General features: G+C 74.1%; 13 protein-coding genes. 8 read left to right on the top strand and 5 right to left on the bottom strand.

The genetic code is table 11. The annotated features are described in order from the left end of the window. Genes G8E01_RS09605 through G8E01_RS09620 form a run of 4 tightly spaced genes read left to right on the top strand, consistent with a single transcriptional unit; the run spans nucleotide 1 to nucleotide 3,351 of the window. Complete coding sequence (locus G8E01_RS09605; RefSeq protein WP_166319034.1) at nucleotides 1-960, top strand: ABC transporter permease subunit; 960 nt, start codon at nucleotides 1-3, stop codon at nucleotides 958-960. Beyond that, complete coding sequence (locus G8E01_RS09610; RefSeq protein WP_166319037.1) at nucleotides 957-1,784, top strand: ABC transporter permease; 828 nt, start codon at nucleotides 957-959, stop codon at nucleotides 1,782-1,784. The genes G8E01_RS09605 and G8E01_RS09610 overlap by 4 nt, the downstream gene beginning before the upstream one ends. Then, a complete protein-coding gene (locus tag G8E01_RS09615) occupies nucleotides 1,781-2,581 on the top strand; it encodes an ATP-binding cassette domain-containing protein (RefSeq protein ID WP_338100787.1) in 801 nt (266 codons plus the stop codon). Before G8E01_RS09610 ends, G8E01_RS09615 begins: the two co-directional genes overlap by 4 nt. Next, nucleotides 2,578-3,351: an ABC transporter ATP-binding protein gene (locus G8E01_RS09620; protein WP_166319848.1), complete on the top strand. Its 774-nt coding sequence runs from the start codon at nucleotides 2,578-2,580 to the stop codon at nucleotides 3,349-3,351. Before G8E01_RS09615 ends, G8E01_RS09620 begins: the two co-directional genes overlap by 4 nt. A 4-nt stretch (nucleotides 3,352-3,355) precedes the next feature. On the opposite strand, the gene hpf is transcribed toward G8E01_RS09620, so the two are convergent. From hpf to mtrA, 5 genes are all read right to left on the bottom strand, one after another. Beyond that, the gene (gene hpf / locus G8E01_RS09625; RefSeq protein ID WP_155047458.1) at nucleotides 3,356-4,015 is read right to left on the bottom strand and encodes a ribosome hibernation-promoting factor, HPF/YfiA family; all 660 of its coding nucleotides are present in this window, start codon (nucleotides 4,013-4,015) and stop codon (nucleotides 3,356-3,358) included. 84 nt (nucleotides 4,016-4,099) lie between these two features. Beyond that, entirely contained in the window at nucleotides 4,100-4,798 is a 699-nt protein-coding gene (locus tag G8E01_RS09630) for a ComF family protein (protein WP_166319040.1), read from the bottom strand. 89 nt (nucleotides 4,799-4,887) lie between these two features. Continuing rightward, entirely contained in the window at nucleotides 4,888-6,588 is a 1,701-nt protein-coding gene (locus G8E01_RS09635; RefSeq protein ID WP_166319043.1) for an LpqB family beta-propeller domain-containing protein, read from the bottom strand. An 11-nt stretch (nucleotides 6,589-6,599) separates the two neighbouring features. Next, nucleotides 6,600-8,297: an MtrAB system histidine kinase MtrB gene (gene mtrB, locus G8E01_RS09640; RefSeq protein ID WP_166319046.1), complete on the bottom strand. Its 1,698-nt coding sequence runs from the start codon at nucleotides 8,295-8,297 to the stop codon at nucleotides 6,600-6,602. A 7-nt stretch (nucleotides 8,298-8,304) separates the two neighbouring features. Beyond that, the gene (gene mtrA / locus G8E01_RS09645) at nucleotides 8,305-8,985 is read right to left on the bottom strand and encodes an MtrAB system response regulator MtrA (RefSeq protein WP_166319049.1); all 681 of its coding nucleotides are present in this window, start codon (nucleotides 8,983-8,985) and stop codon (nucleotides 8,305-8,307) included. A gap of 93 nt (nucleotides 8,986-9,078) precedes the next feature. Between mtrA and G8E01_RS09650 the strand changes: the two genes are divergently transcribed. The 4 genes from G8E01_RS09650 to G8E01_RS09665 are packed head-to-tail and all read left to right on the top strand — an operon-like array spanning nucleotide 9,079 to nucleotide 13,101. Continuing rightward, a complete protein-coding gene (locus G8E01_RS09650; protein ID WP_166319052.1) occupies nucleotides 9,079-10,299 on the top strand; it encodes a DUF7847 domain-containing protein in 1,221 nt (406 codons plus the stop codon). Between the two features lie 8 nt (nucleotides 10,300-10,307). Beyond that, a complete protein-coding gene (locus G8E01_RS09655) occupies nucleotides 10,308-10,946 on the top strand; it encodes a DUF4129 domain-containing protein (protein ID WP_205827265.1) in 639 nt (212 codons plus the stop codon). Further along, entirely contained in the window at nucleotides 10,943-12,127 is a 1,185-nt protein-coding gene (locus tag G8E01_RS09660; RefSeq protein ID WP_166319058.1) for a DUF4350 domain-containing protein, read from the top strand. The genes G8E01_RS09655 and G8E01_RS09660 overlap by 4 nt, the downstream gene beginning before the upstream one ends. Continuing rightward, nucleotides 12,124-13,101 carry an AAA family ATPase gene (locus G8E01_RS09665; RefSeq protein ID WP_166319061.1) on the top strand — a complete coding sequence of 326 codons (978 nt, stop codon included), beginning with the start codon at nucleotides 12,124-12,126 and terminating at the stop codon, nucleotides 13,099-13,101. The genes G8E01_RS09660 and G8E01_RS09665 overlap by 4 nt, the downstream gene beginning before the upstream one ends. The last annotated feature ends 4 nt before the right edge of the window (nucleotides 13,102-13,105 follow it).

Consider the following 13,105-nt stretch of genomic DNA (forward strand, 5'->3'; position numbering starts at 1 on the left):
GTGACGCGATTCCTGCTGCGGCGCGCCGCCTTCCTCCTCGTCTCGCTCGCGCTCGCGAGCGTGGTCGTGTTCTTCCTCCTCCGCGTGCTGCCGGGCGACCCCGCCAACGCGCTCGCGAGCGTCGGGGCGACGAAGGAGCAGATCGAGGCGGCGCGCGCCGCGGTGGGATCCGACCAGCCGCTGCCCGCGCAGTTCGCCGCGTGGATCGCGCAGGCCGCGACGGGCGACCTCGGCACGTCCCTCGTCAGCGGGCTGCCGGTCGGCCCCGAGGTCGTCCAGCGCCTGCGCGTCACGCTCCCGCTGACCGCCGCGGCGTTCGCGCTCGCGGTCGCCATCGCCCTGCCGTGCGGCTACGTGGCCGCGACGCGCGCGCGCACGTGGTACGGCCAGGCGCTCGGCGCCGTGGCGCAGCTCGGCATCGCCGTCCCCGTGTTCTGGCTCGGCATGATCCTCATCGTGGTCTTCGCGCTGCGCCTGCGGATCCTCCCCGCCGGCGGGTTCCCCATCGACGGATGGGCGGATCCGCTCGCCGCCGCGACCGACCTCGTACTGCCCGTCGTCACCGTCGCGATCGTCATGAGCGCGTCCCTCATCCGATACGTGCGCTCGGCGGTGCTCGACGTCGCGGGCAGCGACTTCGTGCGCACGGCGCGCGCAATGGGCGCCACGTTCGGTCAGGCGATGCGCCAGCACGGCGCGCGCAGCGCCGCCGCCCCCGTGGTCGCGGTGCTCGGCATCGAGCTGGCCTCCGCGCTGCTCGGCGCCGTCGTCGTCGAGCAGGTGTTCGCCCTCCCGGGACTCGGATCCCTCCTCGTGACCGGCATCGAACAGCACGACTACCCCGTGATCCAGGGCGTGCTCGTCGTGACGACGCTGGCGGTCCTCGTCATCGGCTTCGTCGCGGACATCTGCCAGCGCCTCATCGATCCGCGCGTCGGCGCGGCGGGGGCCGCGTCATGACGCGGCGTCGCGCGACGCTCGCCGCCGGCATCGCGCTGGCGGGACTCATCGCCCTGATCGCGCTCGTCTCGTTCGTCTGGCTCCCCCACCCGCTGTCCGACACGTCGGGCGGTCGCCTCGTCCCGCCCGGGACGGACGGATACCCGCTCGGCACCGACCGGCTCGGGCGCGACCTCGTCACCCAGGTCATGATCGGCGCCCGGATCGCGCTCGCATCCGGCCTCGGCGCCGTGGCCATCGCCGCGGTGCTCGGCGTCGCGTGCGGCATCGCGGCGGCCTTCGCGCGCGGCTGGCTCAACGACACGATCGCGGCGTTCCTCGACATTCTCATCGCCTTCCCCACGCTCCTCGTCGCGATGCTGATCGTCGCGGCGCAGCCCGCGAGCCTCGGCACGGCCATCCTCGCGATCGGCATCGCGCAGAGCGCGATCATCGCGCGGCTGACCCGGATCCTCGCGGGGCGCGTGCTCGAGGCCGACTTCGTGACCGCCGCGCGCGCCGCGGGAACGCGCTGGCCGGGCCTCGTTGTCGGCCACATCCTCCCCAATGTGTGGACGACGCTGGCGGTCAGCCTCGCGCTGCAGTTCGGCCTTGCAGTCCTGGCCGAGGCGAGCCTGTCGTACCTCGGCCTCGGGGCGCCGCCGCCGAACGCCTCGTGGGGGCGCCTCCTGCAGGAGGCGCAGCAAACCGTCCTCGTGCAGCCCGCCGGCGCGATCGTGCCGGGGATCCTCCTCATCGTCCTCGTCGTGGGCGTGAACCTCATCGCCGACGGCCTCCGCGACGTGCTCGACCCCGGCACCCCGCGCGTCGGGAGGGCATCGTGACCGCGCCCGTGCTCGAGGTGGACGGCCTCACGATCCGCGCCGGCGACCGGGTGCTCGTGGACGACCTCAGCTTCTCCGTGCGCCCGGGCGAGCGGATCGGCCTGATCGGCGAGTCCGGCTCCGGCAAGTCGCTCACGACGCTCGCGATCCTCGGCCTGCTCCCGGAGCCGCTGACCGCGTCGGGGCGGATCCGCCTGGGCGGCGTGGACGCCCTCGCCTCGCCCGAGCGCGACCTCGTCCGCGTGCGCGGGCGCGTCGCCGCGCCGGTGTTCCAGGAGCCCGCGACGGCGCTCGACCCGCTCATGCGGGTGGGGCGGCAGGTCGCGCTCCCCCTCGCGCGGCACCGGCGGCTGCGCGGCGCGGCGCTCCGCGACGAGACGACGCGGCTGTTCGCGGACGTCGCCCTGACGGATCCGCGGATCCGGCGCGCCTTCCCTCACGAGCTGTCGGGCGGACAACGCCAGCGCGTGGCGCTCGCGATCGCGCTCGCGGCGGATCCGCGGGTCCTCCTCGCCGACGAGCCGACGACCGCGCTCGACGTGTCGGTGCAGGCGGAGGTGCTCGCCCTCATCGACCGCCTCGCGCGCTCCCGCGGGATGGCCGTCGTCTTCGTCAGCCACGACCTCGCCGTCGTCTCCCAGATCGCCGATCACGGACTCGTGTTGCGCGCCGGCACCGTGGTCGAGGAGGGGCCCGTCGACGTCCTCCTCCGGCGACCGCGCGCGGCCTACACGGCCGACCTCGTCGCCGCCGCACGGCGCTTCGAAAACGCCGCCCGACCCGGGAGGACCGCATGAACCCCGACCCCCTCCTCGCCCTCGACCGGGCCACCGTGCGCTATCGCGGATCCGCCGAGCCCGCGCTCTCCGAGACCTCGCTGGAGGTGCCCGCGGGCGGGCGCCTCGCGATCGTCGGCGAGTCCGGCGCCGGCAAGTCCACGATCCTCCGACTCTTGCTGGGGATCGAGAACCCGACGGCCGGATCCGTCCGCTACGCCGGCCAGGCGCTCGCGCGCCGCGACCGTGCCCGCATGCGCGCCTTCCGCCGCGATGTGCAGTGCGTCTTCCAGGACCCGCGCGCGTCCCTCGATCCGCGGCGACGCGTCGGCGCGACCGTCGCGGAGCCGCTCGTCTCGCTCGGTCTCGCCCGCGGCGCCGAGGCCCGCGCGCGCGTGGCCCGGGCCCTCGCCCGCGTTGGGCTCCCCGAAGACGCGGCGCGCCGCTTCCCGCACGAGTTCTCCGGCGGGCAGCGCCAACGCATCGCGATCGCGCGCGCGATCGTCGCGCGGCCGCGCGTGCTCCTCGCGGACGAGCCCGTCAGCGCGCTGGACGTCACGACCCGCGTCGCGATCGTGGACCTGTTGCAGGAGCTCCTCCAGGGCGAGGACATGGCGCTCGTGATGGTCTCGCACGACCTCGGCGTCGTCGCCGAGCTGTGCCGTGAGTCCCTCGTGCTCGAGCGGGGCCGCATCGTGGAACGGGGCGCGACGAGCACCGTGCTCGCCGCGCCCCGGCATCCCTACACGCGGGCGCTGGTCGAGGCCGTGCCGCGACTCCCGCCCGCGTGAGGGGCTAGCTCGCCAGCTGCTCCTCGGGCGGGGCCTGCGTCTCGAGCGAGATGACGCCGTAGTCCCAGCCGCGGCGACGGTACACGACGCTCGGGTGGTCGGTGCGCGCGTCGACGAAGAGGAAGAAGTCGTGACCGACGAGCTCCATCCGGTCGACGGCCTCCTCGACGGTCATCCACTCCGGGCCGAACGTCTTGGTGCGGATGACGACGGGCGAGTACTCCTCCTCCGTCTGCTCCTCCTGCACCGGAACGGATCCGGTCGAGACGGCGTGGAGGGTCGCCGCGTCGACGGGGGTGATGTCGATGCCCGCCAGCGATCCCGTGCCCTTCTCGAGGTGCGCGCCGTGCGGGCGCTGGCGATCCGTGACCTTCTTGTCCTTCGCGCGACGCAGCTGCGTCGTCAGCTTGTCGAGGGCGACCTCGAGCGCCTGGAACTTGTCCTCGGCGCGTGCCTCCGAGCGCGCGACCTTGCCCTTGCCGGTCACGGTCAGCTCGACCTTGGCCTCCTCGACGCGCCCCCGATGGTGCGCCGACTGCGTGACCTTGACGTCGAGCCGATCGGCCCGGGGAGCGAGGGTCTCGACGCGCGAGAGCTTCTCATCGATCACGGTGCGGAACCGATCGGTGATGCTGACGCCCACGCCGACGATGCTGGTGTCCATCCTGTGCCTCCCATTCCGGTTCGCCCGGAGTGAGCGAACCTCGGTCGCTACGTGGTCTCACCGTACTGAGAGTTCACCGCCGTGTCACCCATCGATTTCTTTCCGTTCCGCATGAATCTCCTCGCGCGGCCCGCCGCCCGCCGCTCGCGCGGGAACGCGGGCCGGGGTGGCGGCCAGCGCGGCGACCCCGACGACGGTGAGCCGGGCGTGTCGCGCGGCGCGCACGGCCTCCGCGAGGGTTGCGCCCGAGGTCAGCACGTCGTCGACGAGCACGACGCGTCCGGCGCAGCTGCCATCGGCCACGAGCGCGCCCGCCAGGTTCTCCTCGCGGGCGTCGCGCCCCAGGCCGCGCTGGTCGTCGACGGCGCGGCGCCAGCGCAACGCGCGGCGGGGGCAGACGCCCGCGGCGCCGAGGAGCAGCTCGGCGACGCGGAACCCCCGCCGCCTCGCCGATTCCGGCCGCTGCGGGACGGGAACGGCCCAGACGGGCCCGCCGTCCGAGGCCGCCTCGAGCGCCGCGGCGAGGGCCGGAGCCAGCGCCCGGGCGACGCCGGTCCGCCCCGACTGCTTGAGCGCGCGCAGGACGCGCGCGGGAACGCCGTCGTACGCGAGACCCGCCCACGCCGTGCCCGCGTCCCCCGGCAGCGCGATCGCGTGCGGCGCGGGCCGGCATGCGCCGCGGCACAGCCTGCACACGGCCTCGCCCGGCGCCCCACACCCCGCGCACCCCACGGGCAGCACGAGACCGAGGGCCTCGTGCCACCGCGAGCGCATCGGATCCATTCCTCGACCCTGGCGGATCCGCGCGCCCACCACCCCGACGGCGACCCCGCGCCGGGGAGAAGCCGCCTCCGGCGCGGGGTGGGGACGCGTCAGAGCGCGGGGGGCGCGCCCATCTGCGTGGCGAGCACGACGACGCCCTGTCCCGCCTGTCCCCAGCCCGTCGTCGCGCGCACATACAGCGAGCCGTCCGAGGTGAGGATCCGCTCCCGAGACTGAGGGTTACCGTACGTCATGGCCGTGACGACGTACGGCGCCGTGATCGACGTCGATGTTCCTCCCACGATCTGCTCGCGGATGATGGTGCGCCCGTCCGACGGGATCGTCGCGGCGACGACGGCGTCCGCCACCCAGGCCACGCCGTCGATCGGTTCCGTGTACGCCCCGATCTCGATCGGATCGGTGAGGCCCACGGGCGCCCCGTCCTCGTCGCGTTCGATGCCCGCGACGAGGAGGACCGAGCGGTCGTCCTGAACGCCCGCGATCGCCACGCGCGCCCCGTCGCGCGAGACCTCCACCGCGACGATCTCCGAGAAATCGGCCACCTCCTCGAGGGCGCGTCCCTCCCCGCCTCCCCAGACGCGCAGGGGTGCCGTGCCGCTCGCCTGCGCCGCCCACGCGTACCCGAACGGATCCAGCGAGGGCCGCACCCAGCCCCCCTCGTAGCTCAGCGCCTCGAAGGTCCCGTCCGCGCGCACCCGCCACAGCTGTTCGCTCGCGGTCTGCACGATCGCCTGGCCGAGATCGGCGGACACCGTGATCGCGGTGGCGGGATCGCCCTCCGCCGAGTCGGGCGTGAACCGCGCGGTCATCGCCTCGGTCAGCCCCTCGATGGGGGTGATCTCGCCGCCCGAGAGATAACCGAAGTCGTCCTCGGTGAGGGCGATGGCGCGCGCGTCCGGCCGGACGTCGACGACGTTGTCGAGCGGCGCCGACAGCTCCTCGCCGCCGACCGTCATCCGCACCTCGGTCGCGCCGACGCCGGCGAGCGTGTTCTCAAGCTGCGAGCGCATCCGCGCCCGCACGGCGTCCGCCGCCTCGAGCGCCTCTTCCGACAGGGCGACGGCCGCGACGCCGCCCTCGATCGTGACGGTGCCGGCCACCGTGACGTCCGAGAATGCCGTGGTCACCGCGGGCGCAAGCCAGGACGACGGGGCGCCCTCGACGAGGAGTTCCGTGAGGCGCTGGGTCTGCTGGCCCGTGTCGGCGAGCCATCGCACGTCGGGGACGAGCCGGCCCCCGGGCGCGGAGTAGAACACCGCCTGCGCCGTGAAGATGCTCTCGAAGCTCCCGCTCTGCACGACGACGCCATCGGGCGCCTCGGAGATCCGCCACTGGCCGTCGACCAGCGCGAGCTCGTACGAGAGGCGGCGGACGATGCCCTCGCTCGGGGCGTACTGTCCCCCGTCGGACACGACGGCGGTCGGGGTGACCCGCGCCGTCACCTCGCCCGCGTCGTCGGACGCGTCGCTCGCCACGAAGTCGCTCACCTCGCGCTCGTTGACGCTGTCGACCGTGACGCGGGCCTCCGGTTCCCATTCGGCCGCGGCGTCGGCCGTGAGGAACTCGCGCGCAATGGCCCAATCCCCCGCCGGGCTCTCGCTCGCGTCGAGGAAACCGAGCACGATCTCCTCGGGCGAGGCGCCCTCCGCAGGGCCCTCCGGCGTGAATTGCCAGCGCACGTCGGACGACGTGCTCCCGACCTCCTCGCCCGGCTGCACGTACCCCGTGGTCGGGAGCCCCGCGCACCCCGCGAGCAGAATCGCCGTCCCGAGCACCGCGGCCACCGACACGCCTCGCATCCTCATTCGTGGCCCTCCCGCGTGTTCTCGTGGTGCACGACAAGCGTCTCGGTGGTCGGGCCGTTCCCCGCGAGCTGATCGCCCACCGTCAGCGCCTCCGGCGGCTCGACGGCGATCGGAGAGACCGCAAACCCGGCGTCGCGGTCCCGCGGCAGCGTGAGCACGAAGTGCGTGCCGACGCCCAGGTGGGACCAGACCTCGAGCGTGCCCCCGTGGAGGGTCGCGTCGCCCAGCGCGATCGACAGGCCCAGACCCGTACCCCCGAGCGTGCGCTGGCGCGAGGGATCCGCGCGCCAGAACCGATCGAACACGCGCTCGACGTGCTCGGGCCGCATCCCGAGCCCGTAGTCGCGCACCCCGACGGCCACGGCGTCCCGCCCGGCCGTGACCGTGATGTCGATGGGCTGCCCCTCGCCGTGCTCGATGGCGTTGCCGACGAGGTTGCGCAGGACGCGGCGGACGCGGCGCGCGTCCATCTCGACGATGTCGTCGCCGTCGGCCGGCCGCACGCGCAGCTCCGTCCCCTGCTGTCGGGCGATCTCCGCCATGCCGCCCGCGACCGCCGCCGCGATCTCGGACAGGCCCACGTCCTCGCGCTCGAGCTCGACGGATCCCGCGTCGTAGCGGCTGATCTCCAAGAGGTCGGTGAGCAGCTCCTCGAACCGGCTCACCTGCTCGTGCAGAAGCTCGGCCGAGCGCGCCGCGATCGGCGCGAAGCTGCCGCGCTCGCCGTAGAGCACTCCGGCGGCAAGCCGGATCGTCGTGAGCGGCGTGCGCAGCTCGTGCGAGACGTCGGAGACGAAGCGCTGCTGCACGAGCGAGAGCTCGGCGAGCTCGCGGATCTGCGACTCGATGCTGTCGGCCATCTGGTTGAAGGAGCGTGCGAGGCTTGCCAGCTCGTCCTCGCCGTGCGCGGCCAACCGCGCGGAGAGGTCGCCCGCCGCGAAGCGCTCGCTCGTCGCGGAGACCTCGACGATCGGCGCGGTGACGGCCCGCATCACGAGCCACATGATGCCCGCGACGATGATCACGAGCGCGACGCCCGTGATCCACAGCGTGAACTGGACGAAGGCCAGAGTCTCGGCGACGTCCACCAGCGGATACGCCAGGTATACCTCGTATACGCCGACCCCCGGCATCTCGAGCTGCTGCCCGACCACGATCGCGGGGATCTCGCTGCCGTCCTCCAGCGTGAGGGCGATCGACTGCCACCACTGCGTATCCGGCACGGTCCGGACCTGTTCCCGCAGGGCGTCCGAGAGGAGCTCGGGTCCGAACAGGTCGGGGCGTAGCGTGAACGCGCTCGGCGCGAGGTCGGTCGACTGCTCCGGGATGGGAAAGCCCAGGATGAACTCGGTCGAGGACGAGGCCGTCTTGAGGTTGTCGAGCATCGTGTTGCGCAGGGCCTGGACCGCCGCGCGGTCGGTCGCGAGCGGCGCGGCGTCCGCGACGCTCTCCTGCGTGAACTCGATGGTGCGGTTGGTCGCCTCCGTCACCTGCTGCCGGCGCGCGTCGAAGAGGTCGGTCTGGATCGCGAGCGCGGCCCACACGATCGCGATGAGGATCGCGAGCGTCGTCGTCGCGGTCGTGAGGAGAATCGTGCGAAAGCGCATGGACTGTCGCCACGCGACGACCGGCCGCCGCAGCGCCCGCCGCGCGATGCGGGCGATCGCGCGCACGCGGGGCCGGAACAGGGGCATGTCGATGTCAGGCGACGGCGCCGGCGCGGTACCCCACGCCGCGCACCGTCATGACGATGCGCGGGTTGTCGGGGTCGATCTCGATCTTCGAGCGAAGGCGCTGGACGTGGACGTTCACGAGTCGCGTGTCGGCCTTGTAGTGGTACCCCCACACCTGCTCCAGGAGCTGCTCGCGCGTGAACACCTGCTGCGGCTTCGACGCGAGGGCGACGAGCAGCTCGAACTCGAGCGGTGTCAGGGAAATGGCCGCGTCGCCACGTCGCACCTCGTGCGCCGCAACGTCGATCGCGAGGTCGCCGATCCGGAGGCTCTGCGCGTCGTCCGCGAGGACGGGGCGCAGGCGGGTGCGGATCCGCGCCACGAGCTCCTGCGGGTTGAAGGGCTTGACGATGTAGTCGTCGGCGCCCGCCTCGAGGCCCGAGACGACGTCGGTCGTGTCCGAGCGGGCCGTGAGCATGATGATCGGCACGCCGCTCTCCGCGCGAATCTCGCGACAGATCGCGATGCCGTCCTTGCCCGGGAGCATGAGGTCCAGAAGCACGAGGTCCGGCTTTTCCGCGCGCCAGGCCGCGACGGCCGCCTCGCCGTCCGCGCAGAACGCGGTCTCGAAACCGTCCGTGCCGAGGACGATGCCGATCATCTCGGCGAGAGCGGTGTCATCGTCGACCACGAGGATGCGTCCAGTCATGCCCCCAGCGTAATCGGCGCGCCGCCGGACGAGCCGTGCCACACCGCGCGCGGGCCGAGGGCGTGTGGAACGATAGGCGCGGGGAGGATTCACGTGACATATCCATCGACGCCGGGCTGGACGCCCGCGCCACGCCCGGGCCTCGTGCCGCTGTATCCCTACGGTTTCGGAACGATCCTCGGCGCATCGTTCCGGGTGCTGAAGGGTAACCCGAAGGTGCTGTTGCTCTTCGTCGTCGGGGTGCAGACCCTCGCGATGGTGCTGTTCCTCGCCGCAATCGGCGGGATCTCCTTCGCGGCCTTCTCCCGGGCCGACACCGTGTCCCCGACGTCCCCCGAGTTCGAGCAGCTGATGTGGGGCGCCACCGCGATCGTGCTCATCTCGAGCCTCGTGATGGCGTTCGCGCTCTCGGCGGTGACCATCCTCGCCCAGGGTGTCGTGGTCGCGGAGGTCGCGCACGCGGCGCTCGGCGAGCGCGCGCCGCTCTCCCGCCTCTGGAGGCGGGTCGGGCCCGCGTTTTGGCGGCTGTTCGGATACTCGCTGCTCGTCGCCCTCGCCACGACCCTGGCGCTCGCGCTCCTGGCGGTTCCCGCCGTCGCGCTGGCGCTGGTCAACACGCCGCCCGCCTGGGTCGCGTTCGTGTTCGTCATCCTCGCCGCGATCCTCGGCGGGCTCGTCGTGTACGCCTGGCTCGGCACGAAGCTGTTCCTCGTCCCCTCCGCCATCGTCCTCGAGGGCGCCGGCCCGATCGCCGGGATCCGCCGCTCCTGGGCCCTTACGCGGGGGCGGTTCTGGGCGACGTTCGGCGTTGTCGCGATCCTCGCGGTCATCACGAACACGGCCGCCGGCGTCGTCTCGGGGCTGGGGTCGCTCGTGTCGCAGATCGTCATCGGGCTCTTCATCCCGTTCGCGACGGGAGCGGGCGGCGAGCCCTCCGCCGCGGCGATCGCCGGATCCCTCGGGGTCACCTTCCTCGTGTCGGTGTTCTCCTTCGTCGTGTCGGCCATCCTCACGATCGTGCTGTCGGCTGGCGGCGCCCTGACCTATCTCGATGCGCGCATGCGCGACGAGGGGATCGACCTGCGCATGCAGCGGTACGTCGAATCCGGCGGCGCGTCGGGCGACCCCTACACCGTGGAGCGGGACCGGGCCGCGGCTTCCCCCGCGACGGCGCCCGCCGTGGGCCACCCCGTCTACGCCGCACCCTCCCCCGCCGCGGCCCCCGCGCCGAGCGCATACCCGGAGCCCCTCCCTCCCCGGCCGGCGCCGCAACCCGGCCCGGGAACGTGGGCGCCGCCCGCGCCGCCGACGTGATGCGGGGGGTGGCCGCGCTCGTCGATCGCGACGACGCGCGGGAGTGGGCGGAGCAGGAGCTCGCGGATCCCGTCTATCGGGAGGCCGAACCGACGCTCTTCGATCGCGTGGCGCAGGCGATCGGCGAGTTTGTGCAGTCCCTGTTCTCGCCGAACGTCGCGGGCACGGGGTGGAGCCCCTGGTGGACCGTCCTCGCGATCGCGCTCGTCGCCGTCGCGGTGCTTCTCGCGTTCTGGATCTGGGGCCTTCCCCGCGGAGAGCGCGGCGGCCAGGTGCCGGGCCCCGCCGCGCTGTTCGACGGCGACGCGCGCCCCGCGGCGGAGCTTCGCCGCGAGGCCGCCGCGGCCCGGTCGCACGGGGACTTCGACACCGCCGTCCTCGCGGGGTACCGCGCGCTCGCGCGCGGTCTCGGCGAACGCGGCCTCGTCGAGGAACGCCCCGGCGAGACGGCCCAGGCGTTCTGCCCGCGCGCGCAGGGCTTCTTCGCGCGCGAACGGTCCGCGCTTCAGGCCGCCACGGACGCGTTCGACGACGTGCGCTACCTCCGCCGCGCGGGCACGCGCGCGCAGGCGGACCGGATCGCGGAACTCGACGCCCGCATCCAGGCGGCCCGGCCCGACCGGGCTCCCGACGAGGCGTTCGCGTGACCGTCCTGCCCGCGCATACGGCCCCGTCCCCGCGCCCGCGTCGCCGGGCGCGGGCCATCGCGGCCTGGGCCGCGATCGCGATCCTCGTGCTCGCCGCGGCGGGCATCGGTGTCGCGCTCGAGCGCGAGTGGACGGCGCCGGATCCCCTCTCCCCCGACAGCCCGCGCTACGACGGCGCGCGCGCCGTCGTCCAGCTCCTGGAAGGCCGTGGCGCGCGGGTCACCCCGGCGCACGATCTCGACGAGGCGCGCGCGGCGCTCACGCCGGACGCGACGCTCGTCGTCACGGACGCGCGCCTGGTCGACGTCGACGCGCTCCGCGCCCTCGCGGACGGGGCCGCGGGAACCGTGCTCCTCGATGCCGACACCCTCGCGCTCGGCGCATTCTTCCCCGGCATCGGGTACGGCGGGCTCGGCGACGGCTCGCCCGTCCGCCCCGCGTGCGACCTGCCGGCCGCATCGAACGCGGGCGCGGCCACGGTCGGCGCCGCGTACGCGACGGGCGCGACGGGCGGCGTCACCGCGTGCTACCCCGTCGACGAGGGGTATGGCCTCGTGCGTGCCGAGCTCGCCTCCGGGTCCTGGATCGCCGCGCTCGATGGCCGCGCGGTCCTCGCCAATGCGGTCCTCGCCGAGGAGGGCAACGCGGCGCTCGCGCTCGGCCTCATCGGCGGCACGGACGAGGTCGTCTGGTACGTCCCCTCGCCGACCGACGCCGGGGCGACCGGCGCAGCGCCCGGGCTGGGGGATCTCACGCCCGCGTGGGTCACGCCGGCGAGCGCCCTCGGCGTCCTCGTGGTCGTCGCCGCCGCGCTCTGGCGCGGGCGCCGGTTCGGACCCCTCGTGGCCGAGCGGCTGCCCGTCACGGTGCGCCAGTCCGAGACGCTCGAGGGACGCGCCCGGCTCTATCGGGCGGCGGGAGAGGCCGACCACGCGGCCGCGGCGCTCCGTGACGGCGCCCTTGCGCGGATCCGCCGGCACCTGGCGCTCGCGCCCGATCTTTCCGCGCCGGCCACCGCCCAGGCGATCGTCGCCAGCGGTCGCGCCGACCCGGCCGCCACCCGCGTGCTTCTCGCCGACCTCCCGCGCGACGAGGCGGCGCTCTACCTGTTCGCCCACGACCTGCGCGCGCTCGAGCGCGCCGTTTCACCTGACGATCCGGGGGAAGGACCCACGACATGACCGATTCCGCCCAGACGCCCGGCCCCGACGCCGACCGCCTCCGCGAGGCCATCGCGCGCGTGCGCGGCGAGGTCGCCAAGGCCGTGGTGGGCCAGGACGGCGCCGTGAGCGGGCTCCTCATCGCCCTGCTCGCGCGCGGCCACGCGCTCGTCGAGGGCGTGCCGGGCGTCGCGAAGACGCTGCTCGTGCGCAGCTTCGCCCGCGCGCTGGGCCTCGACACGGCGCGCGTGCAGTTCACGCCCGACCTCATGCCGGGCGACGTGTCCGGCTCGCTGGTCTACGACGCGACGGCCGGAGAGTTTGCCTTCCGGCCCGGCCCCGTGTTCACCAACGTGCTCCTCGCCGACGAGATCAACCGGACGCCGCCCAAGACCCAGTCGGCGCTCCTGGAGGCGATGGAGGAGCGCCAGGTCTCGAGCGACGGGGTCACGCGGGCCCTGCCCGAGCCGTTCCTCGTCGCCGCGACGCAGAACCCCGTCGAGCACGAGGGCACGTATTCCCTCCCCGAGGCGCAGCTGGATCGCTTCCTCCTGAAGCTCACGATCTCCGTCCCGGACCGCGACACCGAGATCGGCGTGCTCCGCCGCCACGCAGAGGGCTTCTCGCCCCGCCACCTCGAGGCCATCGAGCCGGCCCTCGCGCCCGCCGACATCCTCGCGGCGCAGTCCGCCGTGGACGCCGTATCCGCGACGGCCGACGTGCTGGCCTACATCGTCGACCTCGCGCGGGCCACCCGCGACGCGCCGTCGGTCGAGCTCGGCGCCAGCCCGCGCGCCGCCACGGCCCTCCTCGCCGCGGCGAAGGCGTGGGCGTGGCTCGGCGGCTACCCGGCGATCACGCCGGATCACGTCCAGGCGATGGTCGTGCCGGTGTGGCGCCACCGGATCCAGCTGCGCCCCGACGCCGAGATCGAGGGCGTCTCCGTGGACGCCGTGCTGCGGTCGGCGCTCGCCCAGACCCCGGTCCCCCGCTAGCGAC

The organism is Microbacterium excoecariae, from assembly GCF_011326725.1.
In the GTDB taxonomy this organism is placed as follows: Bacteria; Actinomycetota; Actinomycetes; order Actinomycetales; family Microbacteriaceae; genus Microbacterium; species Microbacterium excoecariae.

Coding starts and splice junctions, on each gene's coding strand:
- G8E01_RS09610 (WP_166319037.1), top strand. CDS start 957: ATGACGCGGCGTCGCGCGACGCTCGCCGCCGGCATCGCGCTGGCGGGA.
- G8E01_RS09620 (WP_166319848.1), top strand. CDS start 2,578: ATGAACCCCGACCCCCTCCTCGCCCTCGACCGGGCCACCGTGCGCTAT.
- hpf (WP_155047458.1), bottom strand. CDS start 4,015: ATGGACACCAGCATCGTCGGCGTGGGCGTCAGCATCACCGATCGGTTC.
- G8E01_RS09630 (WP_166319040.1), bottom strand. CDS start 4,798: ATGGATCCGATGCGCTCGCGGTGGCACGAGGCCCTCGGTCTCGTGCTG.
- mtrB (WP_166319046.1), bottom strand. CDS start 8,297: ATGCCCCTGTTCCGGCCCCGCGTGCGCGCGATCGCCCGCATCGCGCGG.
- mtrA (WP_166319049.1), bottom strand. CDS start 8,985: ATGACTGGACGCATCCTCGTGGTCGACGATGACACCGCTCTCGCCGAG.
- G8E01_RS09665 (WP_166319061.1), top strand. CDS start 12,124: ATGACCGATTCCGCCCAGACGCCCGGCCCCGACGCCGACCGCCTCCGC.